Annotated in this window: 22 protein-coding genes and 1 pseudogene; 14 read left to right on the top strand and 9 right to left on the bottom strand. The window is 65.7% G+C overall.

Annotated elements, in window-relative coordinates; all coding sequences use genetic code 11:
• Window positions 1-44: 44 nt before the first annotated feature.
• Both exaA and ACMGG8_RS23720 read left to right on the top strand, forming a co-directional pair.
• A complete protein-coding gene (exaA, locus tag ACMGG8_RS23715; protein WP_414158560.1) occupies window positions 45-1,940 on the top strand; it encodes a quinoprotein ethanol dehydrogenase in 1,896 nt (631 codons plus the stop codon).
• A gap of 186 nt (window positions 1,941-2,126) precedes the next feature.
• Complete coding sequence (locus ACMGG8_RS23720; RefSeq protein ID WP_414158561.1) at window positions 2,127-2,786, top strand: pentapeptide repeat-containing protein; 660 nt, start codon at window positions 2,127-2,129, stop codon at window positions 2,784-2,786.
• Between the two features lie 1,155 nt (window positions 2,787-3,941).
• On the opposite strand, the pseudogene ACMGG8_RS23725 reads toward ACMGG8_RS23720, so the two are convergent.
• The 5 genes and pseudogenes from ACMGG8_RS23725 to ACMGG8_RS23745 all read right to left on the bottom strand — a co-directional run bounded on the left by ACMGG8_RS23725 (window position 3,942) and on the right by ACMGG8_RS23745 (window position 6,580).
• A pseudogene (locus ACMGG8_RS23725) lies at window positions 3,942-4,270 on the bottom strand (type II toxin-antitoxin system RelE/ParE family toxin).
• Window positions 4,267-4,503 (bottom strand): type II toxin-antitoxin system ParD family antitoxin, encoded by a 237-nt coding sequence (locus tag ACMGG8_RS23730; protein WP_414158562.1) that lies wholly within the window; start codon window positions 4,501-4,503, stop codon window positions 4,267-4,269. Before ACMGG8_RS23730 ends, ACMGG8_RS23725 begins: the two are co-directional and overlap by 4 nt.
• A 42-nt stretch (window positions 4,504-4,545) precedes the next feature.
• Window positions 4,546-5,184, bottom strand: coding sequence for a response regulator transcription factor (locus ACMGG8_RS23735; protein WP_060838517.1), 639 nt, complete (start codon window positions 5,182-5,184; stop codon window positions 4,546-4,548).
• Window positions 5,184-6,455 (bottom strand): histidine kinase, encoded by a 1,272-nt coding sequence (locus ACMGG8_RS23740; protein ID WP_414158563.1) that lies wholly within the window; start codon window positions 6,453-6,455, stop codon window positions 5,184-5,186. Before ACMGG8_RS23740 ends, ACMGG8_RS23735 begins: the two co-directional genes overlap by 1 nt.
• Window positions 6,456-6,457: 2 nt before the next feature.
• Window positions 6,458-6,580: a hypothetical protein gene (locus ACMGG8_RS23745; protein WP_019092738.1), complete on the bottom strand. Its 123-nt coding sequence runs from the start codon at window positions 6,578-6,580 to the stop codon at window positions 6,458-6,460.
• Between the two features lie 191 nt (window positions 6,581-6,771).
• Between ACMGG8_RS23745 and ACMGG8_RS23750 the strand changes: the two genes are divergently transcribed.
• The 6 genes from ACMGG8_RS23750 to ACMGG8_RS23775 all read left to right on the top strand — a co-directional run bounded on the left by ACMGG8_RS23750 (window position 6,772) and on the right by ACMGG8_RS23775 (window position 12,504).
• Complete coding sequence (locus tag ACMGG8_RS23750) at window positions 6,772-7,956, top strand: ABC transporter substrate-binding protein (protein WP_414158564.1); 1,185 nt, start codon at window positions 6,772-6,774, stop codon at window positions 7,954-7,956.
• 30 nt (window positions 7,957-7,986) lie between these two features.
• The gene (locus ACMGG8_RS23755; protein WP_414158565.1) at window positions 7,987-8,961 is read left to right on the top strand and encodes a YVTN family beta-propeller repeat protein; all 975 of its coding nucleotides are present in this window, start codon (window positions 7,987-7,989) and stop codon (window positions 8,959-8,961) included.
• A complete protein-coding gene (locus tag ACMGG8_RS23760) occupies window positions 8,958-9,716 on the top strand; it encodes an ABC transporter ATP-binding protein (protein ID WP_414158566.1) in 759 nt (252 codons plus the stop codon). The genes ACMGG8_RS23755 and ACMGG8_RS23760 overlap by 4 nt, the downstream gene beginning before the upstream one ends.
• The gene (locus ACMGG8_RS23765) at window positions 9,713-10,507 is read left to right on the top strand and encodes an ABC transporter permease (protein WP_060838512.1); all 795 of its coding nucleotides are present in this window, start codon (window positions 9,713-9,715) and stop codon (window positions 10,505-10,507) included. The genes ACMGG8_RS23760 and ACMGG8_RS23765 overlap by 4 nt, the downstream gene beginning before the upstream one ends.
• 741 nt (window positions 10,508-11,248) lie before the next feature.
• Complete coding sequence (locus tag ACMGG8_RS23770) at window positions 11,249-11,791, top strand: PQQ-dependent catabolism-associated CXXCW motif protein (RefSeq protein WP_060843067.1); 543 nt, start codon at window positions 11,249-11,251, stop codon at window positions 11,789-11,791.
• A gap of 47 nt (window positions 11,792-11,838) precedes the next feature.
• Window positions 11,839-12,504, top strand: a complete 666-nt coding sequence (locus tag ACMGG8_RS23775) for a response regulator transcription factor (protein WP_092316068.1) — start codon at window positions 11,839-11,841, stop codon at window positions 12,502-12,504.
• Between the two features lie 409 nt (window positions 12,505-12,913).
• Here the strand turns inward: ACMGG8_RS23775 and nahK are convergent, their stop codons facing one another.
• The 4 genes from nahK to ACMGG8_RS23795 form a co-directional block, all read right to left on the bottom strand.
• Window positions 12,914-15,550: a hybrid sensor histidine kinase/response regulator NahK/ErcS' gene (gene nahK, locus ACMGG8_RS23780; RefSeq protein ID WP_414158567.1), complete on the bottom strand. Its 2,637-nt coding sequence runs from the start codon at window positions 15,548-15,550 to the stop codon at window positions 12,914-12,916.
• Window positions 15,480-16,643, bottom strand: coding sequence for a nitric oxide-sensing protein NosP (nosP, locus tag ACMGG8_RS23785; protein WP_060838509.1), 1,164 nt, complete (start codon window positions 16,641-16,643; stop codon window positions 15,480-15,482). Before nosP ends, nahK begins: the two co-directional genes overlap by 71 nt.
• A gap of 925 nt (window positions 16,644-17,568) precedes the next feature.
• Window positions 17,569-18,753, bottom strand: coding sequence for a porin (locus ACMGG8_RS23790; RefSeq protein WP_414158568.1), 1,185 nt, complete (start codon window positions 18,751-18,753; stop codon window positions 17,569-17,571).
• A gap of 225 nt (window positions 18,754-18,978) precedes the next feature.
• Window positions 18,979-20,040 (bottom strand): Ldh family oxidoreductase, encoded by a 1,062-nt coding sequence (locus ACMGG8_RS23795; protein ID WP_414158569.1) that lies wholly within the window; start codon window positions 20,038-20,040, stop codon window positions 18,979-18,981.
• A 132-nt stretch (window positions 20,041-20,172) separates the two neighbouring features.
• Here ACMGG8_RS23795 and ACMGG8_RS23800 point away from each other — a divergent pair, with 132 nt between their 5' ends.
• The 6 genes from ACMGG8_RS23800 (at window position 20,173) to ACMGG8_RS23825 (ending at window position 25,436) form a co-directional block, all read left to right on the top strand.
• Window positions 20,173-21,048 carry a MurR/RpiR family transcriptional regulator gene (locus ACMGG8_RS23800; protein ID WP_060838506.1) on the top strand — a complete coding sequence of 292 codons (876 nt, stop codon included), beginning with the start codon at window positions 20,173-20,175 and terminating at the stop codon, window positions 21,046-21,048.
• Between the two features lie 16 nt (window positions 21,049-21,064).
• Window positions 21,065-21,817, top strand: coding sequence for a transporter substrate-binding domain-containing protein (locus ACMGG8_RS23805; protein ID WP_414158570.1), 753 nt, complete (start codon window positions 21,065-21,067; stop codon window positions 21,815-21,817).
• An 87-nt stretch (window positions 21,818-21,904) separates the two neighbouring features.
• Entirely contained in the window at window positions 21,905-22,624 is a 720-nt protein-coding gene (locus tag ACMGG8_RS23810; RefSeq protein WP_025130068.1) for an ABC transporter permease, read from the top strand.
• Window positions 22,621-23,331, top strand: a complete 711-nt coding sequence (locus tag ACMGG8_RS23815) for an ABC transporter permease (protein WP_414158571.1) — start codon at window positions 22,621-22,623, stop codon at window positions 23,329-23,331. Before ACMGG8_RS23810 ends, ACMGG8_RS23815 begins: the two co-directional genes overlap by 4 nt.
• Window positions 23,332-23,377: 46 nt before the next feature.
• Window positions 23,378-24,619, top strand: coding sequence for an NAD(P)/FAD-dependent oxidoreductase (locus ACMGG8_RS23820; RefSeq protein ID WP_414158572.1), 1,242 nt, complete (start codon window positions 23,378-23,380; stop codon window positions 24,617-24,619).
• A gap of 16 nt (window positions 24,620-24,635) precedes the next feature.
• Window positions 24,636-25,436 (top strand): amino acid ABC transporter ATP-binding protein, encoded by an 801-nt coding sequence (locus ACMGG8_RS23825; RefSeq protein WP_414158573.1) that lies wholly within the window; start codon window positions 24,636-24,638, stop codon window positions 25,434-25,436.
• The last annotated feature ends 278 nt before the right edge of the window (window positions 25,437-25,714 follow it).

The raw sequence follows: 25,714 nt of genomic DNA on the forward strand, positions 1-25,714 counted from the left end.
GGCAGACCCTAGTCAGGCCAAAACCTCCACTGGGAACTGCAACCATGACAATAAGATCGCTACCCGCCCTTTCCCCCCTGAGCCTTGCCGTCCAGGCCCTGCTGCTGGCCGGCAGCCTGTCCCTGGGCACGGCGGCCACAGCGGCCACCGCCCCGGCGGCACCTGCCAGCAAGAACGTCACCTGGGAAGACATCGCCAACGACCACCTGACCACCCAGGACGTGCTGCAGTACGGCATGGGCACCAACGCCCAGCGCTGGAGCCCCCTGGCCCAGGTCAACGACAAGAACGTGTTCAAGCTGACCCCGGCCTGGTCCTACTCCTTCGGCGACGAGAAGCAGCGCGGCCAGGAATCCCAGGCCATCGTCAGCGACGGCGTGGTCTACGTCACCGGCTCCTACTCGCGGGTGTTCGCCCTCGACGCCAAGACCGGCAAGCGCCTGTGGACCTACAACCACCGCCTGCCGGACAACATTCGCCCGTGCTGCGACGTGGTCAACCGCGGCGCGGCGATCTACGGCGACAAGATCTACTTCGGCACCCTCGACGCCCGGGTCATCGCCCTGGACAAGAACACCGGCAAGGTGGTGTGGAACAAGAAGTTCGGCGACCACAGCGCCGGCTACACCATGACCGGCGCCCCGGTGCTGATCAAGGACAAGACCAGCGGCAAGGTGCTGCTGATCCACGGCAGCTCCGGCGATGAATTCGGCGTGGTCGGCCAGCTGTTCGCCCGCGACCCGGAGACCGGCGAAGAGGTGTGGATGCGGCCCTTCGTCGAAGGCCACATGGGCCGCCTGAACGGCAAGGACAGCACCCCCACCGGCGACGTCAAGGCACCGTCCTGGCCCGATGACAAGACCACCGAAACCGGCAAGGTCGAAGCCTGGAGCCACGGCGGCGGCGCCCCTTGGCAGAGCGCCAGCTTCGATGCCGAAACCAACACCATCATCGTCGGCGCCGGCAACCCCGGGCCGTGGAACACCTGGGCGCGGACCTCGAAAGACGGCAACCCCCACGACTACGACAGCCTCTACACCTCGGGTCAGGTCGGCGTCGACCCGAGCACCGGCGAAGTGAAATGGTTCTACCAGCACACGCCGAACGACGCCTGGGACTTCTCCGGCAACAACGAACTGGTGCTGTTCGACTACAAGAACAAGGACGGCAAGGTGGTCAAGGCCACCGGCCACGCCGACCGCAACGGCTTCTTCTACGTGGTGGACCGCAACAACGGCAAACTGCAGAACGCCTTCCCCTTCGTCGACAACATCACCTGGGCCAGCCACATCGACCTCAAGACCGGGCGCCCCGTAGAGAATCCCGGCCAGCGTCCGGCCAAGCCGCTGCCGGGTGAAACCAAGGGCAAGCCGGTGGAAGTCTCGCCGCCGTTCCTGGGTGGCAAGAACTGGAACCCCATGGCCTACAGCCAGGACACCGGGCTGTTCTACATCCCCGGCAACCAGTGGAAGGAGGAGTACTGGACCGAGGAAGTGAACTACAAGAAAGGCTCGGCGTACCTGGGGATGGGCTTCCGCATCAAGCGCATGTACGACGACCACGTCGGCACCCTGCGCGCCATGGACCCGACCACCGGCAAGCTGGTGTGGGAACACAAGGAACACCTGCCGCTGTGGGCCGGCGTCCTGGCGACCAAGGGCAACCTGGTGTTCACCGGCACCGGCGACGGCTTCTTCAAGGCCTTCGATGCCAAGACCGGCAAGGAGCTGTGGAAATTCCAGACCGGCAGCGGCATCGTCTCGCCGCCCATCACCTGGGAACAGGATGGCGAGCAGTACATCGGCGTGACCGTGGGCTACGGCGGCGCGGTGCCGCTGTGGGGTGGCGACATGGCCGAACTGACCAAGCCGGTGGCCCAAGGCGGTTCGTTCTGGGTGTTCAAGATCCCGAGCTGGGATAACAAGACCGCCCAGCGCTGACCGACTGGTGGCGAGGCGCTGGCGCCCGCTGGGCCGCGCAGCGGCCCCGAACCCTGCCCACGCGATAGCTTAGGCCTACCGCGTGGGCCGGGTGCACGACGGCTACGCCCCCGGGGCGCCGGCCGGTCCAGCGGGCGCCAGCGCCCTCGCCCCACCCGCCTTCACTCCCGCCTGGAGAACCGCACCATGAACTACCTGCCCCTGGTCCTGCTGTTGGGCCTATCTCCCGCCTTCGCGGTGAACGTCGACGACGACGGCAACGATGTACCCCTGACCATCAATGGCTGCCTGATTGCCGAATCCAGCCAATGCCCGGGCGCCAACCTGCGCGGCGCCAACCTGGCCAACCAGGACCTGCGCAAGATGAACCTGGCCGGCGCCGACCTCTCCGGCGCCGACCTGCGCCATGCCCAGCTGGACCTGGCCAATCTGGAAAAAGCCCGCCTGCAAGGCGCCAACCTGACCCGCGCCAGCCTGCAACAGAGCAACCTGCGGCTGGCGGACTTTACCGACGCCAAGCTGATGGCCATTCAGGGCTGGGGCCTGTTTGCCCAGGGCGCGCAATTCGAGAACGCCAACCTCAGCGCGGCCTACCTTCAATTTGCCCGGCTGTCCGGGGCCAAGCTGCACCAGGCCAACCTGCAAGCGGCGGACCTGGAGATGGCCTGGTTGAGCAAGGCGGATCTGCAAGGGGCCAATCTGAGCGAGGCCAATCTGCAAGAGGCCAAGTTGGGTGAGAGCAATCTGGAACGCGCCGATTTGCGCGGGGCGCGGCAGCATTATGGGAATTTTCAGGATGCCAATATGGAGGGGTGCCAGGGGTGTCCGGGGACGTGGGATAAGTAGGGGGTTGGGGGCATAGCCGGTGCTGGGGGTGTGGCCTCTGGTGGTTTCGCTCTTGCAGCGGTGGGCTGTGTACATATCCGTTGCTGCGGTCAGGGCTACTTAGGGTTCCGCTCTTACAGCGAGTGGGACGGGGTACATATCCATTCCTGCGTTCACGGCCACTGGCGGTTTCGCTCTTACAGCGAGTCACTTTGAAACCCGGAATGCCGGCCAGCCCAAAGTAACCAAAGGCTCCTGCCCCTCCACTCGGTGCCTCGCATAGCGAGGCATGCCCGAACTCCGGCATTGATCCGTGGGCCGCCGCAATGGGCCATCCATGGCCAAGTGCGGCTAACCCGGCGTCCTGCCGGGTTACCCACGGCTCAATGCCTGCGTTCGGCCATCGTGTCTAAGGGGGCAGGAAGATCAAAAGCCAGATCAAAAACAAAATCTGAATGCGGCCTGCCGGCCAACCTGTTTCATCGCCGTTCGCATTACATGTAGCCGCTGCCGCAGGCTGCGAACGGCTCCGCAGGAGACGCTAAACCTGCCTCCCCGATATTCCTGACCTATCGCTCCGCCTGGTTTTGCGAGCGCGAGCGCTCGTTCGCAGCCTTCGGCAGCGGCTACAAGGAACCAGCCTGCGCACCTGGGTTTTGGCGTTGGCTTTTGATCTTGATCTTCCGGCCCCTTCCCAGCCGGCCGAGCGCAGGCGTTGCGTAGGGGGCAGCTCGGCATGGATGCCGAGCTAGCCGCCACCCGGCCATGGATGGCCGGTTGGCGGCGGGCCCCCGGAGCAATGCCGGAGAGAGGGAACCCCGAGCCCCAGCGAGGGGCCCATGGAGGGGCAAGCGTTTTTGGTTCCTTTTTAGGCGTTTGTAAAAAGGGACTCGCCGTAAGGGCGAAACCATAAGTGGCCATAACCGCAGGAACGGATATGTACTCCGTCCCCCATCGCCGCAAGGGCGAAACCCTAAGTGGCCGCACCCGCAGCAACGGATATGTACTCCGTCCCCCATCGCCGTAAGGGCGAAACCCTAAGTGGCCGCACCCGCAGCAACGGATATGTACCCCGTGGCACAGCCCCCTAAAGACGAAACCACCAGCAGCCACACCCTCAGCAACGGATATACACCCCGCCCCTTCACCACAAAAAGCCCCCAACATCCCCCACCACTACCGGAAAACACCTTCAGCCAACCACTCAGGAAAGTCCCGCATACCATGCAAAACCCGCCATACATCGATGTGGTCATCGCGTTCAACGTAGAACACCAGATAGGGATAGCGCTTCAGCGGCCAGCAAAGCACCCCCGGCAGATCCAGCCCGTGGGCGTAGCGAGACATACCCGAGGCCGGATGGCGGCCGATATGTAGATAGGGCTTTTCAAAGCATCGATAAAACCGAGCGCAGCCTGCTCGGCCTGTTGGTCAAGGTAGTAGTTGATAGCGCCTTCCACATCCTGGCTGGCAAGGGCGCGTGGCATGACCGGCTTGGCTTTCATCTTCGCGCCTTGTGAACCCTGGCACGCAGGGATTCGAAATAGTCACCCTGCACAGCAGTGCCCGGCGCCGATTGAGCACCGGCCAACAACAGGCCACGCAGATGTTGCCGATTCTGATCCTTGCGAATCAGCTCACGCACATATTCACTGCTGGTGCTGTAGCCGCGCTGGCTGACTTGATCATCGACAAAGGACTTGAGAGCGTCCGGCAGGGAAATGTTCATGGTGCTCATGGCTTTGTCCGCCTTTGACAAAATTTGCCAAACCATATCCCCTCACCCCGCCACCCGCACCACCCCCATATCAATCCCCAAATGCACCAACTCCGCATGGGAGCTGACCTGCAGCTTGCTCTTGAGCAAGGTCAAATGGTTCGACACAGTCTTGGCGCTGATGCACAGCTGCTCGGCAATCACCCGCGCCGGGGTGCCCTTGGCCAGCATCACGAAGATCTCCAGCTCGCGCTGGGTCATGCTCTGCAAGCGCGGGTCGCTGGCGTTCTGCGCCGGGGTGCAGGCCAGTTGGGTGGCCAGGGGCTGTTCGATGTAGGCGTGCCCGGCCAGCACCCGGTGCACCGCTTCGATCAGCACCTGGGGCGCGGAGTTCTTGGTCAGGTAGCCCGAGGCACCCGCCTCCAGGGCCTGGCGCACCAGGGGCAGTTCGTCGTGCATGCTGAAAAACAGCACCCGCAGTTGCGGCAGGCGCTGGCGCAGGCGGCGGGTGGTCTCCAGGCCGCTGATGCCCGGCAGGCCGAAATCCATGATCACCAGGTTCGGCACTTCTTCAGCGACCCGGGTCAGGGCTTCTTCGCCGCTGGCCGCTTCGCGCACCTGCATCGCCGGCAGTACCGCGCGCAGCAGGCTGGCGTAACCCTGGCGAACCACGGCGTGGTCATCCACCAACAAGATGTTCATCAGGCCTCCACGGGCATGTTCAGGGGCATGTTCAAGGCCAGCGCCCAACCGGCGCCGGGACGGCTGAGGATGTGCAGTTCACCCCCCAGGCTGCGGGCGCGTTCGGCCATCGAGTGCAGGCCGACACCGGGGCGCTGGGGCTGGCGCGCGCCGCATCCGTTGTCGCGCACCAGCAGGCGCAGGCCCTGGGCGCTGCGTTGCAGGCGCACCCGCACCTGGCTGGCGCCGGCGTGCCGGGCGACGTTGGTCAGCGCCTCTTGCAGCAGGCGGTAGAGGTGGGTCTTGCTGGCGTCGGGCAACGCTGGCAGGTCGGCGCCGACCCGCAATTGGCAGTCGATGCCCTGGCTGTCCTGCCATTGGCTCACCAGCAGGCCAAAGGCTTCGGCCAGCGGCAGGTGCTGCAGCACCACCGGGTACAGGTCCTGCACCAGGGCGCGAAAGCCCTGCTGCAAGCGTTCGCAATTGAGTTCCAGGGCCTGGGCCGTGTGTTCCACCACCGTGGGCTGGCCGCTGACCATGCGCAGCAGGCAGACCTGGGCGCGGATGCCCGCCAGGTATTGCCCGAGGTCGTCGTGCAGGGTCTGCGCCAGGTAGGTGCGTTCGCGCTCCTGCACCGCCAGCAGGGCCTGGGTCAGTTGCGCGTTGTCGGCCCGGGTCTGCTCCAGGGTCGCGGTCATGCGGTTGAAGTGTCCGGCCAGTTGTCGCGCTTCCGGCAGGCCGGCTTCGCGCAGGCGCACCGCCAGTTGCCCGCCGGACACCTGCTGCAAGGCCCGCAGCAAATCATCCAGCAAGCCCATGCCCCGACGTACTGCCCAGCGGATGGTCAGCAGGCTCAAAAGCAGGGCCAGGCCGCACAGGCTCAACAGCTGTTGCAGGGAATCCCAGACTTCATCGATCTCGTCCCGCGCGTCCACGGCGATCAGCACCCGGCGGCCGTCGCCCAGGTCCAGTTCGCGGGCGCTGTGGCGGCGGTCACTGAACAGCTGGCGGCCAAGCCAGGCGTCCAGCCCGGCCTGCTCGGGCATGCGCGCCGCCTCGTCCGGCCCCAGCCAGTGCACCCGCACATGGCGCAGGCTCTGGGTGAGATGCGGTTGCAGCCCCGCCGGGTTGCGCTCGGCGCTGTCGCTCAAGTACTCCACCACCGCTTCGGCGGACTGCAGTTCACGCTCGACATCGGCCACCGCCTGGTGCAGCAGCAAGCCGGCGCAGGCCAGGGTCACCACGGCAAAGAACGCCGTGACCCACAGGTTGATCCGCCACAGCGCCGACATGCCTAGCGCCCCGGAACCAACGGCACCGCCAGGGGCACGACCGGGCGCGGGCCGTGCAGGCGATCGACGCCGATCAGACTGAGGATCAGCAGCAAGGGCAGGAGCAGCACTTTGATGATGCGCATGGGCGTCGCTCTCAAGGTTCGGGCTCAGGGTTCGGGGCAGATTCAGGCCAGGATCGAGGCCGCTGGGACCATGCTAAGACCGCCGCGCCCGCGCCGGGTTACTACCTTGGTACTGCCCGGGCGCTACTTTCTGCATATTTCCCCGCCCCGACGCTGTTCCTATGCTGGCGCCACCTGCCGTGGAGCGCCCTATGCACAAGCCTGCCCCGCTTATCCCGACTTGCCTGCTGGTGCTGGCCTCGCTCCTGCTGCCCCTGAGCGCCAGCCAGGCCAGCGAGGAACCCTTGCAGGTGCGCATCGGCTACCTGGGCTATCGCCCCGACCCCGGCCCGCTGCTGTCCAACATCATCCCCGAGCCCGCCGACGCCGGTCTGCAAGGCGCCCAGTTGGCGATTGTCGACAGCAACAGCACCGGGCGCTTTCTCAAGCAGCAGTTCCAGCTCGACAGCGTCAGCGTCGACAGCCCCGAGGCGCTGCTGCAAGCCGCCAGGGCCCAGCACGACCAGGGCCTGCGGCTGTTCGTGGTGAATGCCCCGGCGGCCAGCCTGCGGGAGTTGTCGGCGGCCCTGCCCGACAGCCTCTTGTTCAACGCCGGCAGCCCCGACGATGCCCTGCGCAGCAGCCAGTGCCTGGGCAACGTGCTGCACAGCCTGCCCGGCCGGGCGATGCTGGCCGACGCCCTGGTGCAGTTCATGGTGCTGCGCAAATGGCAGCGGGCCTTGCTCATCGTCGGCCAGACCGAAGACGACCGCGCCTACGCCGACGCCTTGCGCCGGGCCATGCAGCGCTTCGGCCTGAAGATCGTCGCCGAGAAAGCCTGGAGCTTCGACAACGACCAGCGCCGCAGCGCCCAGGCCGACATGCCGCTGTTCACCCAGACCGCCGAATACGACGTGGTGCTGGTGGCCGACGAGCGCGGCGATTTCGGCGAATACCTGCCCTACCAGACCTGGTACCCGCGCCCGGTGGCCGGCACCCAGGGCCTGACCCCCACCGGCTGGCACAAGAGCGTCGAGACCTTCGGCGCCGCACAGCTGCAAAAACGCTTCGAAGCCCAGGCCGGGCGCTGGATGAACGACCGCGACTTCGCCGCCTGGATGGCCGTGCGCAGCGTCGCCAGCGCCGTGAGCAAACTGCGCCAGGCCGACCCGCGGCCCCTGCAGGCGCTGCTGCTCAGCGACCAGCTGCCGCTGGACGGCTTCAAGGGCCGCAAGCTCAGCTACCGGCCGTGGAACGGCGAACTGCGCCAACCGATTCCCCTGGTGCAACCCCGGGCCCTGGTCAGCACCTCGCCCCAGGACGGTTTCCTGCACCCCTTCAACGAAATGGACAGCCTGGGCTACGACCGCCCCGAAGTGACCTGCCGCTACCCCTGATCCCATCACCACAACAACAAGGAATCCGCCATGCGCCGCCCTCTTCTCTGCCGCTCCGCCTTCTGCGCGGGCCTGCTGCTCGCCGCCGGGCACGCCATGGCCGCCACGGCCTGGGTCTCCAACGAAAAGGACAACAGCCTGAGCCTGATCGACCTGCAGACCCTGGAAGTCACCCAGACCCTGCCGGTGGGCCAGCGCCCGCGCGGGCTGCTGCTGTCCCATGACAACAAGCTGCTGTACATCTGCGCCAGCGATTCGGACCGGGTCCAGGTGATGGACGTGGCCACCCGCAAGATCATCAAGGAGCTGCCCTCCGGCAAGGACCCCGAGCAGTTCGCCCTGCACCCCAACAACCGCTGGCTGTACGTGTCCAACGAGGACGATGCGCTGGTCACGGTGATCGACACCGAGACCGCCAAGGTCCTCGGCCAGATCAACGTCGGGGTCGAGCCCGAGGGCATGGCGGTGAGCCCTGATGGCAAGTGGGCGGTCAACACCAGCGAAACCACCAACATGCTGCACTGGATCGACACCAGCACCCAGACCCTGGCCGACAGCACCCTGGTGGACCAGCGCCCGCGCTTCGTCGAGTTCAACCAGGACGGCTCAAGGCTTTGGGCCTCGGCGGAAATCGGCGGCACCGTGACCATCCTCGACGTGGCCACGCGCCAGGTGCTCAAGACCCTGAACTTCAAGATCAAGGGCGTGCACCCGGACAAGGTGCAGCCGGTGGGCATCAAGCTCAGCGCCGACGGCAAGTACGCCTTCGTCGCCCTGGGCCCGGCCAACCACGTGGCGGTGATCGACGCCAAGACCTACGAGATCCTCGACTACCTGCTGGTGGGGCGGCGGGTCTGGCAGCTGGCATTCACCCCGGACCAGAGCCAGTTGCTGGCCACCAACGGGGTCAGCGGCGATGTCTCGGTGATCGACGTCAACAGCCTCAAGGTGCTCAAGTCGGTGAAGGTCGGGCGCTATCCCTGGGGCGTGGTGGTGACCCCATGAACGCTTTGGAGGTCAGCCAGCTGAGCTTCGCCTACGGCCCGCGCCAGGCCCTCGATCAGGTCAGCCTGAGCCTGGCTCCCGGGCGCTTTGCCGCCCTGCTGGGGCCCAACGGCGCCGGCAAGTCGACCCTGATAGCCCTGCTCACAAGGCTCTACGACCTGCAGCAGGGCGACATCCGCGTCGGCGGCTGCTCCCTGCGCAACGCCGCCCGGGCCGCCCTGCGCCAGCTCGGCGTGGTGTTCCAGCAAAGCACCCTGGACCTGGACCTGAGCGTCGAGCAGAACCTGCACTACCACACCGCACTGCACGGCCTGTCGCGGCGCCAGGGCCAGGCACGGATCGACGCCGAACTGGCGCGCCAGGGCCTCACCGAACGGCGTCGGGAGAGCGTGCGCGCCCTCAATGGCGGCCACCGCCGGCGGGTGGAGATCGCCCGCGCCCTGCTGCATGAACCGCGCCTGCTGCTGCTCGATGAAGCCAGCGCCGGCCTCGACCCGGCCAGCCGCCTGGCCCTCAACCGACACATTCGCCAGCTGTGCCAGGAGCAGTGCCTGAGCGTGCTGTGGACCACCCACCTGCTGGACGAAGTGCAGGCCGACGACCAGTTGCTGATCCTGCATCAGGGGCGCCTGGTGGCCAGTGGCGTGGCCAGCGCCATCAGCCAGCAACAGGGCGGCGACCTGGGCACGGCCTTCGCCCGCCTGACCCAGAATCCCCAGCCGCGCCCGGCGCCGATCGGAGAACCGCTCGCATGAACGCCTACTGGCAGTGCCTGCGCGGCATCGTGCTGCGCGAATGGCTGCGCTTCGTGCTGCAGCGCACACGCTTTCTCAGCGCCCTGGTGCGGCCCCTGCTGTGGCTGCTGGTGTTCGCCGCCGGCTTTCGCGCCGCCCTGGGCATCGCCATCATCGAACCTTACAGCACCTACATTCCCTACGAGGTCTACATCGTCCCGGGGCTGGCCTGCATGATCCTGCTGTTCAACGGCATGCAGGGCTCGCTGTCGATGGTCTACGACCGGGAAATGGGCAGCATGCGCGTGCTGCTCACCAGCCCCCTGCCCCGGGCCTTCCTGCTGGCCAGCAAGCTGCTGGCCACCTCGCTGATCTCGCTGCTGCAGGTCTACGCCTTCCTCGCCGTGGCCTGGCTGTATGGCGTGCAGCCGCCGGCCATGGGCCTGCTGGCGGCGCTGCCGGCGTTGCTGCTGGTGGCCCTGATGCTCAGCGCCCTGGGGTTGCTGCTGTCCAACGCCATCCGCCAACTGGAGAACTTTGCCGGAGTGATGAACTTCGTGATCTTCCCGCTGTTCTTCCTGTCTTCGGCGCTGTACCCGCTGTGGAAGATGCTCGAAGCCAGCCCCTGGCTGTACTGGCTGTGCGCCCTCAACCCCTTCACCCACGCCGTGGAGCTGGTGCGCTTCGCCCTGTATCAACGCCTCAACCTCCTGGCCCTGGCGGTGTGCCTGGGGCTGACCCTGGTGTTCTCCCTGCTGGCGGTACTGACCTTCAACCCGCAACACGCCGCCCTGCGCAAAAGCACCGCCTAAACATCTCCAGATAAAGAGCCTCTGTAGCCGCTGCCGAGCCTAGGGCGAGGCTGCGACAAGGGCCGCAGGCCCTTCCAGCGATGCAAAGACCGACACATAGCTATGAACAGAACCCGGTGGACTGTCCTGCTGGACCGCGTCGGCAGGTTTAGCGTCTCCTCCGGAGCCGTTCGCAGCCTGCGGCAGCGGCTACACGGAACCTGGCGCGCCCTGCAATCCCTGTAGCCGCTGTCGAGCCTACGGCGAGGCTGCGACAAGGGCCGCAGGCCCTTCCAGCGATGCAAAGACCGGCACATAGCTGTGAACAGAACCCGGTGGACTGTCCTGCTGGACCGCGTCGGCAGGTTTAGCGTCTCCTCCGGAGCCGTTCGCAGCCTGCGGCAGCGGCTACACGAAGCCCTGCAATCTCCGCAATCTCTACAACGCCTGTAGCCGCTGTCGAGCCTACGGCGAGGCTGCGACAAGGGCCGCAGGCCCTTCCAGCGATACAAAGACCGACACATAGCTGTGAACAGAACCCGGTGGACTGTCCTGCTAGGCCGCGTCGGCAGGTCTGGCGTCTCCTCCGTCGGAATGCCGCCCAAGCCGTTCGCAGCCTGCGGCAGCGGCTACAGACAACTACAAGAGCGTCACCCAGCCAGTACCTACGACTTTGGTACTGCTTTTGCTGTCGATGGTCGCATTCACAAATGCCCCCGCGCTGGCATGTAATGGGCGCATAACAAGAAGGACAACCCCCTTATGCCCCGTGCCCTGCAGACCCTGGCCCTGCTGTCCCTGAGCCTGACCCTGGGAATGGCCCAGGCCGAGACGCCGCTGTTTTCCGCCGACGGCTATCGCACCAGCCTCTACCGCAGCCCGACGCCCACGCAGATCGAGGTCGCGCAGATCATCGACACCCAGGGTTTGCAGGCCCTGCTCCAGGCGCAACCCAAACCCCTGCTGATCGACGTCTATCGCCGGCAATGGCTGCAAGGCCGCTTCATCGACAGCGAGCCCCACGCCAACCTGCCCGGCAGCCACTGGCTGGCCAATACCGGCGACGGCGAGCTGAGCCCCGAGTGGCAAGGCTACTTCAGCCGCTACCTGCAGCAGCTCAGCGCCGGCAACCTGCAACAACCGCTGGTCTTTTATTGCCGCGCCGATTGCTGGCTGAGCTGGAACGCGGTAAAACGCGCCGCAGCCCTGGGCTATACCTCCCTCTACTGGTATCGCGACGGCCTGGACGCCTGGGAGGCCGCCGGGTTACCGGTGGTGGCGGCCCAGCCGGAAGCCTTTCCCTGAAGCCGCCAGCGCGCCCCCGCACAATCACAATAACGAGGTGAAAGGCCATGTATAAAATTCTGATAGCCGACGATCACCCACTGTTTCGCGAAGCCATTCACAACGTCATCAGCGACGGATTTCCCGGCAGCGAGGTGATGGAAACCGCCGACCTGGACAGCGCCCTGGCCCTGACCCAGGAGCACGACGACCTGGACCTGATCCTGCTGGACCTGAACATGCCCGGCATGCACGGCCTCAACGGCCTGATCACCCTGCGCAACGAAGCGCCGACCATTCCGGTGGTGATCGTCTCCGCCGAGCAGGACAAGCAGATCGTGCTCCAGGCCATCACCTACGGCGCCGTCGGCTTCATCACCAAATCCTCGGCGCGCTCGCAGATGACCGAGGCCATCGAACAGATCCTCAACGGCAACGTGTACCTGCCGCCGGACATCATCCGCACCCAGAAAAGCCAACCGGGGCGCCGCAACAGCGAGACCCCGAGCTTCCCCCCGGAACTGCTCCAGGCCCTGACCCGCAAACAGCTTTTGGTGCTGGAACGCATGACCAAGGGCGAATCCAACAAGCAGATCGCCTACACCCTGGACATTGCCGAAACCACAGTGAAGGCCCACGTCTCGGCGATCCTGCGCAAGCTCAACGTGCACAACCGGGTGCAAGCAATCCTCAGTGCCGGGGATATCGATTTCGGCGCCTACCTGCGCCGCTAACCCCTGTAGCCGCTGCCGAGCCTTCGGCGAGGCTGCGACAAGGGCCGAAGGCCCTTCCTGCGATTCTGAAGATCCGCGCATTCATCGCAACCAACGCCGTGGCGGTGAATCGGATCACGCGGGTTGTTCTGGTGGACCGCGTTGCCAGGGTTGGCGTCTCCTGCGGAGCCGGGCGCAGCCTGCGGCAGCGGCTACATGAAGCCTTCCGCGCCCTGCAGGTCCTGTAGCCGCTGCCGAGCCTTCGGCGAGGCTGCGACAAGGGCCGAAGGCCCTTCCTGCGATTCTAAAGACCCGCGCAATCATTGCGACCAACGCCGTGGCGGTGAATTGGGTCACGCGGGTTGTTCTGGTGGACCGCGTTGCCAGGGTTGGCGTCTCCTGCGGAGCCGGGCGCAGCCTGCGGCAGCGGCTACAGGGGGGGCGTCAGCAGGTGGCTGATGGCGGTCTTGAGTTTCATCGGGCGCACCGGTTTGTGCATCAGGGTGTGGCCCAGCTGCCGCAGTTGCTGTTTGAGCTCGTTGCTGTAGTTGGCGGTGATCATCATCGCCGGGATCGCCAGGGCACGGCGGGCGTTGATCCGGGCCACGGCGTCGATGCCGTTCTGCTGGTGGTCCAGGTGGTAGTCGGCAATCAGCAGGTCGGCGTCGGCGCGGTAGTCGTCGACCTGGCGCGCCAGGTCTTCTTCGGACAAGGCGGTGATCACCTGGCAGCCCCAGCCTTCGAGCAGGGTGCGCATGCCGGCGCAGATCGCCGCGTCGTTATCCAGCACCCAGATCCGCGCGCCGTGCAAACGCTCCAGCAGGGCGTCGCCCAGCTCCGGGCGCGGCGCCGGCAAGGGCGCGCTGGCGCTGATCGGCACCTGCACGCTGAACACCGAGCCGCGTCCCGGCCAGGAGCGCACGCCGATGCGGTGGCCGAGGATCCCGGCAATCTTCTCGACGATGGCCAGCCCCAGGCCCAGGCCGCGGTCCTGGTCCGGGCGCTGTTCTTCACCGCGCTTGAATTCCTGGAAGATTTCTTCCAGGCGTTCGGCGGCGATGCCCATGCCGCTGTCCCAGACTTCGATCGACAGCCAGTGCCCCTGGCGCCGGCAACCGAGCACAACGCGGCCCTGACAGGTGTAGCGGATGGCGTTGCTCAGCAGGTTGCGCAGGATCCGCGCCAGCAGCTGGATGTCGCTGCGCACCAGGGCCGAGCAGGCCACGAAGTGCAGTTCCAGGCCTTCGCTGCGGGCCACCTGGGCGTACTCGGCGGCAAGGTTTTCCAACAGTTCGCTCAAGGCGAAAGGCGCGATGTCGGCCTTGATCACCCCGGCATCGAGCTTGGAAATGTCCACCAGGGTGCCCAGCAGGTTTTCCACGTCTTCCAGGGAGTTGCTGACATTGCGCACCAGGGCGCTGCTGGCCTGGGGGTCGCGACGCTCCAGCAAGGCGCTGGTGAACAGCCGCGCGGCGTTCAGGGGTTGCAGCAGGTCATGGCTGACCGCGGCGAGGAACTTGGTCTTCGACAGGTTGGCCCGCTCGGCCTCGCTCTTGGCCTCGCGCAGCCGCGACTCGACCCGGCTGCGCTCTTCGATCTCGCGCAGCAGTTGCTGGTTGAGGGTGGTCAGTTCGGCGGTGCGTTCGCGCACCCGCAGTTCCAGGTTCTGGTAGGCCTGATGCAAGGCCTCGGCGGTGCGCCGGCGTTCGGTGATGTCGCGGATCAGCACGAAGATCCCCACCACTTCGCCATTGGCCAGGCGGTTGGGCACGTAGGAGCGCAGCATGTAGCGCTCCTGGTTGTTGACGTTGGTTTCGGCGAATTCGAAGGTCACGCTCTCCCCCGCCAGGGCCCGCTCCACATAGCTTTCCAGGCGCTGGTAGTGCTGTTCGCTGTGCACCTCGCGCAGGCTCTGGCCGAGCATCACGCCCCGGGGCCAGCAGTACCATTCCTCATAGACCTTGTTGGTGAACTCATACACCAGGTCGGCATTCAGGTAGGCAATCAGCGCCGGCACATGGTCGGTGATCAGGCGAATCCAGCGTTCGCTCTCGCTCAGGGCCTCGGCGTGCTGGTAGCGCTCGGTGATGTCGGTGAAGGTGTTGACGAAACCGCCGGTGGGTAGCGGATGGGTGCGGATCTCCAGGACCCGGCCGTCGCTCAAACGTTGCTCGCACTCGTGGATCACCCGGCCATTGCCGTCGCGGCTGGCGGGGGTCAGCAGGCTCAGCTCACTGTCGCCGATCACCTCGGCAAACATCCGATGCGCGGCCACCGGGGCCAGCCCGCTGAGCTCCAGGAAGCGCCGGTTCCACAGTTCGAGAATGCCCTCGGCGCTGACCATGGCCACGCCCTGGGACAGGTTGTCCACCGCCCGTTGCAGCAGGTGGGACTTTTGCGCCACCGCCTGCTCCCGACGCAGGGTTTCGCTGTGCTTGACCTCGGTGATGTCGGTGAACAGGATCACCCGCCCGCCCTCCCGGGTCGGCCGTTCGCTGACCTGCAGCCAGCGGCCGTTGTGCAGGCGATACAGCGGTTGTTCGTCGGCGCCGCTGCGCGGTTCCTCGCTGAACAACCCGGTGCTGGTCATCAGCCGGCGCACTTCCGAGAGGCGCATGCCGGCCATGATCCGCACCCGGCCGTGGGTCCAGAAGGCGCGGAAGCGGCTGTTGAACAGGACGATGCGCTGCTCCTGGTCGAACAGCACGAAGGCATCGGAAATGCTCTCGATGGCGTCGATCAGGTGCTGGTGAGCTGTCTCGGCCCGCAGCCGCGCCTCGCTGAGCAGATGGTTGCCGGCCTTGAGCTCGGCCATGGCCTGGTTCAGGGCGTCGGTGCGTTCGCGCACCTGCTCGGCCAGCACCACCGAATGCTGGAACGCCGCGTAAGGGTCGTTGCCGCGGGTGATGCCGGATTCGACCCGTTCGATCAGCGCCGCGTTGATCCGCCGCAGCTTGCGGTTCTCGCGCTGCAGGCAGTCGAGCTGCGCTTGCAGCTCAGCGGCGGGCCGGAGTTCGACTGCGGGCAATGGCGACCCCGGTGAAGGTCTGGTTGATGTGCATGCCATTGAACTGTTCTCCGTAGGTGTTGAAACCCATCACCCGTTGATCCCGCAAAAAGGCCCCGATCTCATCCAGGCTGCCGCGATCCTCCAGCTCCAGGCGACGCAAAAAGCAGTCGCAGCCGATGGTCAGCAACAGGCTGCCCAGGCGCTGCTGCAAGCCGTCGAACAGCTGTTGCAGGTTGGGCAGCAAAGGGCCGGGGGTCATGGCGGTGAGGACGATGCCGTTCTCCACCGCGCAGTAGAAACTCAGGCTCAGGTCCGGGTGCACCTGCTGCACCGCGCGCACGTAGTAGTGCTGGTTGATGCGCACCGCCAGCGGGTGGGCGGCGAACACCCGATGGTCGAGCTGCGCCAGGGGCACGCCGATCAACCGTGCGTACTCCTCGGCGGCCGGTTCCGCGTTCAGTTCATAGACCCGGCGCGAGGCGCTGTCGGCGCCGGTGACCACCAGTTTTTCTTCCCGGGGCTGGATGTGGTGGGTGGTGAACACCTCGAAATCCAGCCAGGTGTTGACCAGCACCACCACCGCCGCGCCGCTGTGGAACTCGCCGCCGTAATACACGTGGGTGTGGGTCAGGTAGTTGTCATCGCCGGCCGAACCGCCGAAATGGGGAATGTCCCCCAGGGCTGCGCTGAGAGCGGCCAGGACCATTTCTTCGCGGCTCGACAGGCCGTCCAGCAGGGTCAGGGCGAAGCTGTTGCCCTTGATCGGCGCCAGGGTGTTGCTGCGGCAGCGGCCCACCAGGCGTTCGACCATCTGCTGGGCGTCGATCAGGCTGAAGTGTTCCATCTGGTCGATCAGCTCGGCGGCGATGGAAAAGTGCCGGTGATCGAAGCCGATGGCGGTCACGCAATTGCGCCCGTAGCCCAGGGGGGTGATTTCCCCGGCGCTGGTGCAGCCCACCAGGGGGATGCCGCCAAAGCTCTGCTGCAGGGCCGGGCCCAGGGTGTGCAGGGGGTATTCGGCGGAACAGAAAAACAGCACGAAGCCCAGGTGCGGATGCAGCAACTGGCTGGCCAGGTCCTGGGCCACCTGCTGCGGATCGACGGCCTGGGACATGGCACTGACCACGCCCTCGCTCTGGGCTTGCTGCATCGTCGCCTCCGGCGCCGGTTGTCTGAGCAATGAGTGTACGAAGCAGGCCCCGGGGCACGAATGCTACTTGGGTAGCGGGTAGCCGGTTCCATGGGCGTAGGTGCTGGCTTGCGAGCGAAAGTGTCGGCCGGTTTGGTGCAAGGCTGGCGGGCCTCTTCGCCGGCAAGCCGGCTCCTACGGGGAAGGCGCCAATGCGGAAAATAGGCGGGGAATGCGCGGCGCGACCTCCGTAGGAGCTGGCTTGCCAGCGAAGGCGTCATCCGGGCTGGTGCAAGGCTTGAGGGCCTCTTCGCCGGCAAGCCGGCTCCTACAGGAAATGCGCCAATGCGGAAAATAGGCGGGGAATGCACGGCGCGACCTCCGTAGGAGCTGGCTTGCCAGCGAAGGCGTCATCCGGGCTGGTGCAAGGCTTGAGGGCCTCTTCGCCGGCAAGCCGGCTCCTACAGGAAATGCGCCAATGCGGAAAATAGGCGAGGAATGCGCGGCACCACCTCCGTAGGAGCTGGCTTGCCAGCGAAGGCGTCATCCGGGCTGGTGCAAGGCTTGAGGGCCTCTTCGCCGGCAAGCCGGCTCCTACGGGAAATGCGCCAATGCGGAAAATAGGCGGGGAATGCGCGGCGCGATCTCCGTAGGAGCTGGCTTGCCAGCGAAGGCGTCATCAGGGCTGGTGCAAGGCTTGAGGGCCGCTTCGCCGGCAAGCCGGCTCCTACAGGAAATGCGCCAATGCGGAAAATAGGCGGGGAATGCGCGGCGCGACCTCCGTAGGAGCTGGCTTGCCAGCGAAGGCGTCATCCGGGCTGGTGCAAGGCTTGAGGGCCTCTTCGCCGGCAAGCCGGCTCCTACAGGGGAAGGCGCAAATAGGGGAGAAATGGGAATGCGGGGCGCCGGCCCGGGCGCGATGCGCACGCCAGGGCCGGCGCTGGGGTTACCAGGTCAGTACCGCACCCACGGCGAAGGTGTCGGTGTTTTCGTTTTGCGCATTGGTGTGATGGCCGTCGATCTCGAACTGGTTGTACTCGGCCACCAGCTTGAGGTTGTCGTTGATGTCGTGGAACAGCGCCACGCCCCGGGTCTGGTAATCGGCGCCGCTGCCGACCACGCCGTTGCCGTCGTCCTTCGTCTTGCCGTAGGACAGCGCCAGGCGGTTCTTGCCCAGTTTGTACGAGCCCTGCAGCAGGTAGCCCTTGCTGTCCACGTTGCGCAGGGTGGCTTCGCCGGCGTTGTTGGTGAAGAACGGGTTGATGCCCTTGGCCTGGAACCCGGAGCCGGTCAGGGACAGGCCGCCCATCTTGGCCTGCAGGCCATAGCCCAGGCCCTTGGACGTCACCGACTGCACGTTGGGGTCGGTGTTGTCGGAAGTCTGGTAGCTGCCGTTGAGCCAGCTGTAGAACTTGGCCCCGCCCAGGTCGAACTGGTAGGTGACCTCGCTCTCGGTGCGCGGGTTCTTCTGGTAGGCCTTGCCCAGGGCGCTGCTGTCGTTGGTGTCCACCGGGTCGAGGATGCCCACCGCCACCCGCAGGCCGTCCATCATCGGGCTGCGGTAAGTGATCTGCGACGACGGAAAGGGATAGGGATAACCGCTGCCGATGTTGCCGAACGACACCCCGCCGCCGTCCACCAGCCCCAGGCTGTCGCTGACCTGGCCGTACCCGGCGAGCATTTCATCGAGCAGGATGTTGGAGCGGGCGAACAGACCGAAGTCCTTGCCGATCAGCACCTCGCCCCACTCCGGGTTTGCCACGGTGCCGTAGAACTGGCGCACGTCGATGGCGGTGTCGGTGCCGTTGGTTTCGCTGTCGTTGATGGTCACCCAGAACGAGGCCCGGGCGCCGAGCTTGAGGTCGTCCACCTGCTTGCCCATGTTGAAGCCCAGGTAGTTGGGCAGAAAGCCCATCTTGACCCGCGCCTGGCGGCGGTCGTACTGGTCGCCGGCGCGGTCGACCTTGCTGTTGACGTAGAAGGCGTTGATGTAGCCGTCGGTGGAAAAGGTGGTCTGGTCCTTGTCGTACAGCATGATCTCGGCTTCGGCGACAGTGCCCAGGCCAAGGGTCGACAGGCCGACGAGCAGGGCCGGAATCAGAGGGTACTGGCAGTTCTTATTGTTATGCATGGCGCGCTCCGCAAACGGGGGACGAAATGTCGGAGGCGATTATCGAAAGGGCCCCAGGGCACTGACAGGCTGCCTTGGAGGCAGATTGCCAGTGCTTTGGAGGGGCTGGCAGGGAGCGGCAAATCCGATCCACGACCGGACCGCTACCGGGCCCACTACCTGGAGTAACACCAAGGGCTCATGGCCCCGGGTGCGAAGGGATGAAGTCCTTAAGTCGTCGGCCGTTCAGTCGTCGCCCGTCTTATCGTCGCCCGCGAGCGCGCGCAACCGCGCCAGCTCGGCGGTAGCCAGGGGAATGCCGTGCTCCAGCGATTTGGCCCGGGTGCGGTAGCGCCGGTCCCCGGGCATGCGCTCCAGGCCCACGGCCTGCATCTGCCGCACCAGCTCGCCGCTGCGCTGGGCAAAATGCCCGCCGCCCAGGTGGCTGGGGTCGATGACGATCAGCAGTTGTCCGGTCCACGGCGTTTGCGCCCCCGGGTGTTGCGACCAGTCGAACTCGAAGGAGAAGTTGCCGCCGGTCAGCGCCGCCGCCAGCAGCTCCACCATCATCGACAGCGCCGAGCCCTTGTGCCCGCCAAAGGGCAGCAAGGCGCCGCCGTCGAGAATCGCTGCCGGATCGCAAGTGGGCTGGCCGTCGCGGTCCACCCCCATGCCCGGTGGCAGCTGCTGGCCCTGGCGCTTGGCGATCTGCACATCGCCGTGGGCGATGGCGCTGGTGGCCAGGTCGAAGACGATGGGCTCGGCGCCCTCGCGGGGGGCGGCGAAGGCAATCGGGTTGGTGCCGAACAGCGGGCGCTGGGCGCCATGGGGCACCACACAGGTCATGCTGTTGACCAGGCTCAGGGCCACCAGGCCTTCTTCGGCGAAGGGCTCGACGTCCGGCCACAAGGCCGCGAAGTGATGGGAATTGCGAATCGCCAGCACCGCGATCCCGGCGCTGCGGGCCTTGCTCAGCAGCAGCGCGCGGGCCGCGGCCAGGGCCGGCTGGGCAAAGCCGCCTGCGGCGTCCACCGCCACCACGCCGGGGGCCACATCCTCCACTTGCGGCACGGACTGACCGTTGACCCAGCCACTGGCCAGGGACGACAGGTAACCGGGCATGCGGAACACCCCGTGGCTGTGGGAGCCGTCGCGCTCGGCGCGGGCGCAGTTGTCGGCCAGCACCCGGGCCACCTCGGCAGAGGTGCCGTGGCGAAGAAAAATCCGTTGCAGCAAGTCGGTCAAGGCCGGCAGGTCGAGGTACTCGGCATCTGCCTGCGCCACGGTCGCGTGGTTCGCGTCGGTCATTGCAGCTCCATTGGAATTGTTATTGGAAGGGGCCTGACTATCGCGTCACGCCAGTTAACTGTCAAATGTTGACTTCATGACAGAAAACCTTCATTTTCCGTTTCCAGCGGTCAATAAAAACAAGGAGCGGCCATGAGCCAGCCCATCAAACAACGCCTTGAAAGCAGCTTGTCCAGCGCCACCGCGTCGGGCCGGGCAATTGCCAGCTACATGCTGGCCAACCTCTATGAGCTGCCCTTCCAGACCGCCGCCGACATCGCCGAAAAACTCGGCGTCAGCGAATCCAGCGTCGGCCGGTTCTGCCGCGCCATCGGCTACAGCCATTTCAAGGATTTGAAAAACGACCTGAAGAACGACCTCGGCGAAGGCCCGTGGCTGGTGGGCGACCGCCTGCAGGAATTTCGCCAGCAGCCCAACCCGGCGGCCCAGGGCCTGCCCCGCAGTTTCGAGCTGGAAGTGGCGGCGCTGGTCAAGGTCTACGAATACAGCCTGACCCCGGCCTGGCAGACCGTGGTCCAGCGCCTGGCCAGCCGGCGCCGGGTGTACGTGGCGGGGTTCCAGACCGAGCGCGGCATCGCCGCCTCCATGGTCCACCTGCTGCAATACCTGCGCGACGGCGTGCACCTGGTGGACGGCTCTGCCGGGCATTTCGCCGACGTACTGCTCAGCCCCGCCGAAGACTGCGCCCTGGTGGTGTTCGAGGCCCGGCGCTATTCGCGCCACGCCCTGACCCTGTGCCACAAGGCTCGCGAGGCGGGGATTCCGGTGACCCTGGTCACCGACACCTTCTGCGACTGGGCCGAGCAGAACGCCGACGAGGTGTTCCGCGTGCCCACCGAGTTCAACCTGTTCTGGGAATCCACCGCGGCCATGCTGTCGCTGGTGCACCTCTTGATCAACGAGGTGTGCAAGCACCTGGGCCCCGAGGTGGAAAAACGCCTGGAAGCCACGGCCGCCCTGCATAACGAATTTGTTGGCTACACATCGTCCACCCGCGCAAAACAATAAATAACCGAGGTGCTCCATGAACAACGTCGTCCGCTTCGCCAGTGCCTGCGCCCTGGTCTTCTCCGCCTCCGCGGCCCAGGCCGAAACCCTGAAGATCGCCACCGAAGGCGCCTACCCGCCCTTCAACTACGTGGACTCCAACAACCAGCTGCACGGCTTCGACGTGGACATCGCCAACGCCCTGTGCAAGCAGATGCAGGTCGAATGTCAGATCGTCGCCCAGGACTGGGAAGGCATCATCCCGGCGCTGCTGGCGAAGAAATACGACGCGGTGGTGGCCTCGATGATCGCCACCGACGAGCGCAAGAAAAAGATCGCCTTCAGCAACCACTACTACCGCACCCCGCTGTCGGTAGCCGTGGCCAAGGACTCGGACATCACCGACGCCCAGACCAATTTCAAGGGCCGCACCGTGGGCGCCCAGGCCTCCTCGACCCAGGCCATCTACGCCGAGGACCACTACGGCCCGGCCGGCGCCGACGTGAAGTTCTACCCGACCCTGGACGAAGCCAACAGCGACCTGGCCGCCGGACGCGTGGACGGGGTGATTGCCGACAAGTTCCCGCTGCTGGCCTGGGCCGAAAGCGCCGGCAAGGACTGCTGCAAGATCATCGGTGACGTCAACGGCACCACCGCCGACGCTTCCATCGCCGTGCGCAAGGAAGACAACGCCCTGCGCGAGCGCCTGAACAAGGCCCTGGACGCGATCGTCGCCGACGGCACCTACAAGCAGATCTCCAGCCGCTACTTCGCCTTCGACATCTACTGACCGCCCGCCTTTGCCGCTGCCGTTGCCCCCGCGTTCCCCCGAGCGCGGCGGCGCCCTGCACGGTTCAATCCTCCAGAGGGTTCGCGCATGTTCGAACAGCTGTCACTCCTGTCCTTTGCCAGCGGCGGCTGGGGCTCGGCCCTGCTTGCCGGGGCCCTGGTGACCATCGCCCTGGCCCTGGCCTGCGTGCCCATCGGCCTGCCCCTGGGCTTGCTGGTAGCCCTGGCCGCACGCTCGAAAAACCGCTGGGCGCGGGCCTGGGCCACGACCTTTTCCACGGTGTTTCGCGGCCTGCCGGAGCTGTTGACCCTGCTGATCATCTACTACGGCTGCCAGATCGCCGCGCAGAAGATCCTCGGCGCCCTGGGCTACCCCGGTGAAGTGGCGATCAACACCTTTGTCGCCGCGATGATCGCCTTCAGCCTGGTGTTCGCCGCCTTCTCCAGCGAGATCTGGCTGGCCGCGTTCAAGACCCTGCCCAAGGGCCAGTACGAAGCCGCCAGCGCCCTGAGCCTGTCGCGCCGCACCACCTTCACCAGGGTGCTGCTGCCGCAACTGACCCGCATCGCCCTGCCGGGGCTTTCCAACAACTGGCTGTCGCTGCTCAAGGACACCTCCCTGGTGTCGACCATTTCCCTGGTGGACCTGATGCGCCAGACCAACCTCGCGGTCAGCGTGACCAAGGAGCCCATGCTGTTCTACAGCGTGGCCTGCTTTGGCTACCTGTTCTTCTCGGCGCTGTCGGGGCACCTGTTCAGCTTTCTTGAACGGCGCTTCAACCGTGCGCAACGGAGCCTGCAACCATGAGCCTGGATGACCTGCTGAACCTGTTCCTCAACCAGGACCTGCTGGAACGCTACGGCCCGCGCTTTATCGACGGCCTGCTGGTGACCGCCAAGCTGGTGGCGATTTCCTTCAGTCTGGGCGCGGTGCTCGGCCTGCTGATCGCCCTTGGGCGGTTGTCCAACAATCAGTTCCTGCGGCGCTTTACCGGGGCCTACGTGTACTTCTTTCGCGGCTCGCCGCTGCTGGCCCAGCTGTTCATGCTGTATTACGGCCTGGGCTCGTTCAAAGGCTTCTGGCAGGACGTGGGCCTGTGGTGGTTCTTCCGCGACGCCTGGTTCTGCACCCTGCTGGCCTTCACCCTGAACACCGCCGCCTACCAGGCGGAGATCCTGCGCGGCAGCTTGCTGGCCGTCGCCCAGGGCCAGCGCGAAGCCTGCAAGGCCCTGAGCCTGTCGCGCTGGACCGCGTTTCGCAAAGTGATCCTGCCGCAGTCGCTGCTGATCGCCATCGGGCCTCTGGGCAACGAGCTGATCCTGATGATCAAGGCCAGCGCCATCGCCTCCCTGGTGACCATCTACGACCTGATGGGGGTGACCAAACTGGCCTTCTCCCGCAGCTTCGATTTCCAGATCTACCTGTGGGCCGCGGTGCTCTACCTGCTGATCGTCGAAGTGGTGCGGCGCAGCCTCAAATACCTGGAAGGCCGCCTGGGCCGGCACCTGAACTGAACCCTTTAGCGGGCCGCCCCGCGGCCCCTGTCATAAGGACCGAAACATGCATTGCCAAACCCTCGTTCTGGGCGCCGGAATCGTCGGCGTCAGCAGCGCCCTGCACCTGCAGGCCCGCGGCCGCCAAGTGGTGCTGCTGGACCGCCAGCCCCCGGGCAACGGCACCAGCCACGGCAACGCCGGGCTGATCGAACGCGCCAGCGTGATTCCCTACGCCTTCCCCCGGGAAGTGACCAAGCTGGTGCGCTACGGCCTCAACCAGCAATCGGACGTGCGCTACAGCCTGCGCCACCTGCCCAAGGCCGGCCCCTGGCTGCTGCAATACTGGCGCCACTCCTCGCCCAAGGGCCTGGCCGCCGCCACCCGCGCCATGCTGCCGCTGATCGAACGCTGCGTCACCGAACACCTGGCCCTGGCCCGCCCGGCCAACATGCTGGAGCTGATCGCCGACGGCGGCTGGCTCGAAGCCTTCAACGACCAGCAAGCCTTCGACTTCGCCCAACGCGCCGCCGCCGACCTGCGGGACTACGAACTCAACTACCGGGTACTGGACCGCGCCGAACTCTTGGCCCTGGAACCCGGCCTGCACCCCGACATCGTGGGCGGCCTGCACTGGCTCGACCCCAAGACCGTGAGCGACCCCGGCGGCCTGACCCGCGGCTACGCCGAACTGTTCAAGCAACGCGGCGGCCAATTCGTCATCGGCGATGCCCTGAGCCTGACCCAGATCGAAGGCGGCTGGCAGGTACAGAGCGAACTCGGCCCGATCACCGCCCAGGAAGTGGTGGTGGCCCTGGGCCCGCAAGCCAGCGGGATCTTCGAGCCCCTGGGCTACCGCATTCCCCTGGCGATCAAGCGCGGCTACCACATGCACTACGCCGCCCTGCCCGGCACCCGCCTGCAGCACCCGATCCTCGACCCGGTAGGTGGCTACGTCCTGGCGCCGATGGTGGGCGGCATCCGCCTGACCACCGGCATCGAATTCGCCGACTGCGACGACCCGATCAACGAAATCCAACTGCGCCGCTGCGAAGCCCTGGCCCGAAGCTTCTACCCCCTGGGCGAACGCCTCGACGCCGAACCCTGGCTGGGCCGCCGCCCGTGCCTGCCGGACATGTGCCCGGTGATCGGCCCCGCCGCGCGCCACCCTGGCCTGTGGTTCAACTTCGGCCACGCCCACCACGGCCTGACCCTGGGCCCAGTGAGCGGCCAACTGCTGGCGCAAATGGTCACCGGCGAAACCCCGTTCACCGACCCCACCCCCTACCGCGCCGAGCGCTTCAACTGACCGACGGAGAACCGCCATGCAGACCCAGACCGCCCCGCTTCCCGCCGCTTCCGAAGCGCCTGTCCGCCCCGCTGCCGACCCGCGTGAAGTGGTGATCGATATTGCCGGGGTGAACAAGTTCTACGGTGCTTTCCATGTACTGCACGACATCGACCTCAAAGTGCGCCAGGGCGAACGCATCGTCCTCTGCGGGCCTTCTGGCTCCGGCAAATCCACCCTGATCCGCTGCATCAACCGCCTGGAGATTGCCGAAAAAGGCCGCATCCTGGTGGACCGCACCGACCTCTCGCAAAACACCCGCGAAGCCGCCCAGGTGCGCAGCCAAGTGGGCATGGTGTTCCAGCACTTCAATCTGTTCCCGCATATGAGCGTGCTGGACAACTGCACCCTGGCACCGATGACCGTGCGTGGGTTGTCGCGGAAAAAGGCTGAAGAACTGGCCCGGGGGTTTCTGGCCAAGGTGGGGATTGAGAATCAGGCGGATAAGTACCCGAGCCAGTTGTCTGGCGGGCAGCAACAGCGCGTGGCGATTGCCCGGGCGTTGTGCATGGAGCCTAAGATCATGTTGTTTGATGAACCGACCTCGGCGCTGGACCCGGAGATGGTGAGTGAGGTGTTGGATGTGATGGTGAAGCTCGCTGGGAGTGGGATGACGATGTTGTGCGTGACCCATGAGATGGGGTTTGCGCGGCAGGTGGCGGAGCGGGTGTTGTTTTTGGATGGGGGGCGGATTGTGGAGGATGCACCGCCGGAGGCGTTTTTTGGGGCGCCGAAGAGTCCGAGGGCTAAGGCGTTTCTTGCGCAGATTGTGCATTGAGATTGAGGGGATAGATTCGTGAACTGCCGGCCTGGTGAGAGAGCTTGCTCCAGCTGGGTCGCGCAGCGCCCCCCAAAACCTGGCTCGTCGGGTTTATTGGCGTACATATACATTGCTGCGTGATGGCGCATAGGCTATCACTCGCACTACTGTCTAGCCCAAAACGGTAAGGCTGATTGCGCTGCGAATGATTTTGGTGCTATCGGTCGAAACCCTTATCACTCATCCCAATCAGACTCCCAACAAAGAACCTCAATAGGCTAAAATCCTGCGTTTGC

The organism is Pseudomonas sp. BNK-45, assembly GCF_047456255.1.
Lineage (GTDB): Bacteria > Pseudomonadota > Gammaproteobacteria > Pseudomonadales > Pseudomonadaceae > Aquipseudomonas.

What these genes read in the sequence shown, in the direction of transcription:
- nahK (WP_414158567.1), bottom strand. Translation starts at nt 15,550, where the DNA reads ATGGCATGCACATCAACCAGACCTTCACCGGGGTCGCCATTGCCCGCA.
- ACMGG8_RS23765 (WP_060838512.1), top strand. Translation starts at nt 9,713, where the DNA reads ATGAACGCCTACTGGCAGTGCCTGCGCGGCATCGTGCTGCGCGAATGG.
- ACMGG8_RS23755 (WP_414158565.1), top strand. Translation starts at nt 7,987, where the DNA reads ATGCGCCGCCCTCTTCTCTGCCGCTCCGCCTTCTGCGCGGGCCTGCTG.
- ACMGG8_RS23815 (WP_414158571.1), top strand. Translation starts at nt 22,621, where the DNA reads ATGAGCCTGGATGACCTGCTGAACCTGTTCCTCAACCAGGACCTGCTG.
- ACMGG8_RS23730 (WP_414158562.1), bottom strand. Translation starts at nt 4,503, where the DNA reads ATGAGCACCATGAACATTTCCCTGCCGGACGCTCTCAAGTCCTTTGTC.
- nosP (WP_060838509.1), bottom strand. Translation starts at nt 16,643, where the DNA reads ATGCAGCAAGCCCAGAGCGAGGGCGTGGTCAGTGCCATGTCCCAGGCC.
- ACMGG8_RS23795 (WP_414158569.1), bottom strand. Translation starts at nt 20,040, where the DNA reads ATGACCGACGCGAACCACGCGACCGTGGCGCAGGCAGATGCCGAGTAC.
- ACMGG8_RS23810 (WP_025130068.1), top strand. Translation starts at nt 21,905, where the DNA reads ATGTTCGAACAGCTGTCACTCCTGTCCTTTGCCAGCGGCGGCTGGGGC.
- ACMGG8_RS23735 (WP_060838517.1), bottom strand. Translation starts at nt 5,184, where the DNA reads ATGAACATCTTGTTGGTGGATGACCACGCCGTGGTTCGCCAGGGTTAC.
- ACMGG8_RS23760 (WP_414158566.1), top strand. Translation starts at nt 8,958, where the DNA reads ATGAACGCTTTGGAGGTCAGCCAGCTGAGCTTCGCCTACGGCCCGCGC.
- ACMGG8_RS23800 (WP_060838506.1), top strand. Translation starts at nt 20,173, where the DNA reads ATGAGCCAGCCCATCAAACAACGCCTTGAAAGCAGCTTGTCCAGCGCC.
- ACMGG8_RS23820 (WP_414158572.1), top strand. Translation starts at nt 23,378, where the DNA reads ATGCATTGCCAAACCCTCGTTCTGGGCGCCGGAATCGTCGGCGTCAGC.
- ACMGG8_RS23750 (WP_414158564.1), top strand. Translation starts at nt 6,772, where the DNA reads ATGCACAAGCCTGCCCCGCTTATCCCGACTTGCCTGCTGGTGCTGGCC.
- ACMGG8_RS23745 (WP_019092738.1), bottom strand. Translation starts at nt 6,580, where the DNA reads ATGCGCATCATCAAAGTGCTGCTCCTGCCCTTGCTGCTGATCCTCAGT.
- ACMGG8_RS23770 (WP_060843067.1), top strand. Translation starts at nt 11,249, where the DNA reads ATGCCCCGTGCCCTGCAGACCCTGGCCCTGCTGTCCCTGAGCCTGACC.
- ACMGG8_RS23720 (WP_414158561.1), top strand. Translation starts at nt 2,127, where the DNA reads ATGAACTACCTGCCCCTGGTCCTGCTGTTGGGCCTATCTCCCGCCTTC.
- ACMGG8_RS23805 (WP_414158570.1), top strand. Translation starts at nt 21,065, where the DNA reads ATGAACAACGTCGTCCGCTTCGCCAGTGCCTGCGCCCTGGTCTTCTCC.
- ACMGG8_RS23825 (WP_414158573.1), top strand. Translation starts at nt 24,636, where the DNA reads ATGCAGACCCAGACCGCCCCGCTTCCCGCCGCTTCCGAAGCGCCTGTC.
- ACMGG8_RS23740 (WP_414158563.1), bottom strand. Translation starts at nt 6,455, where the DNA reads ATGTCGGCGCTGTGGCGGATCAACCTGTGGGTCACGGCGTTCTTTGCC.
- exaA (WP_414158560.1), top strand. Translation starts at nt 45, where the DNA reads ATGACAATAAGATCGCTACCCGCCCTTTCCCCCCTGAGCCTTGCCGTC.
- ACMGG8_RS23775 (WP_092316068.1), top strand. Translation starts at nt 11,839, where the DNA reads ATGTATAAAATTCTGATAGCCGACGATCACCCACTGTTTCGCGAAGCC.
- ACMGG8_RS23790 (WP_414158568.1), bottom strand. Translation starts at nt 18,753, where the DNA reads ATGCATAACAATAAGAACTGCCAGTACCCTCTGATTCCGGCCCTGCTC.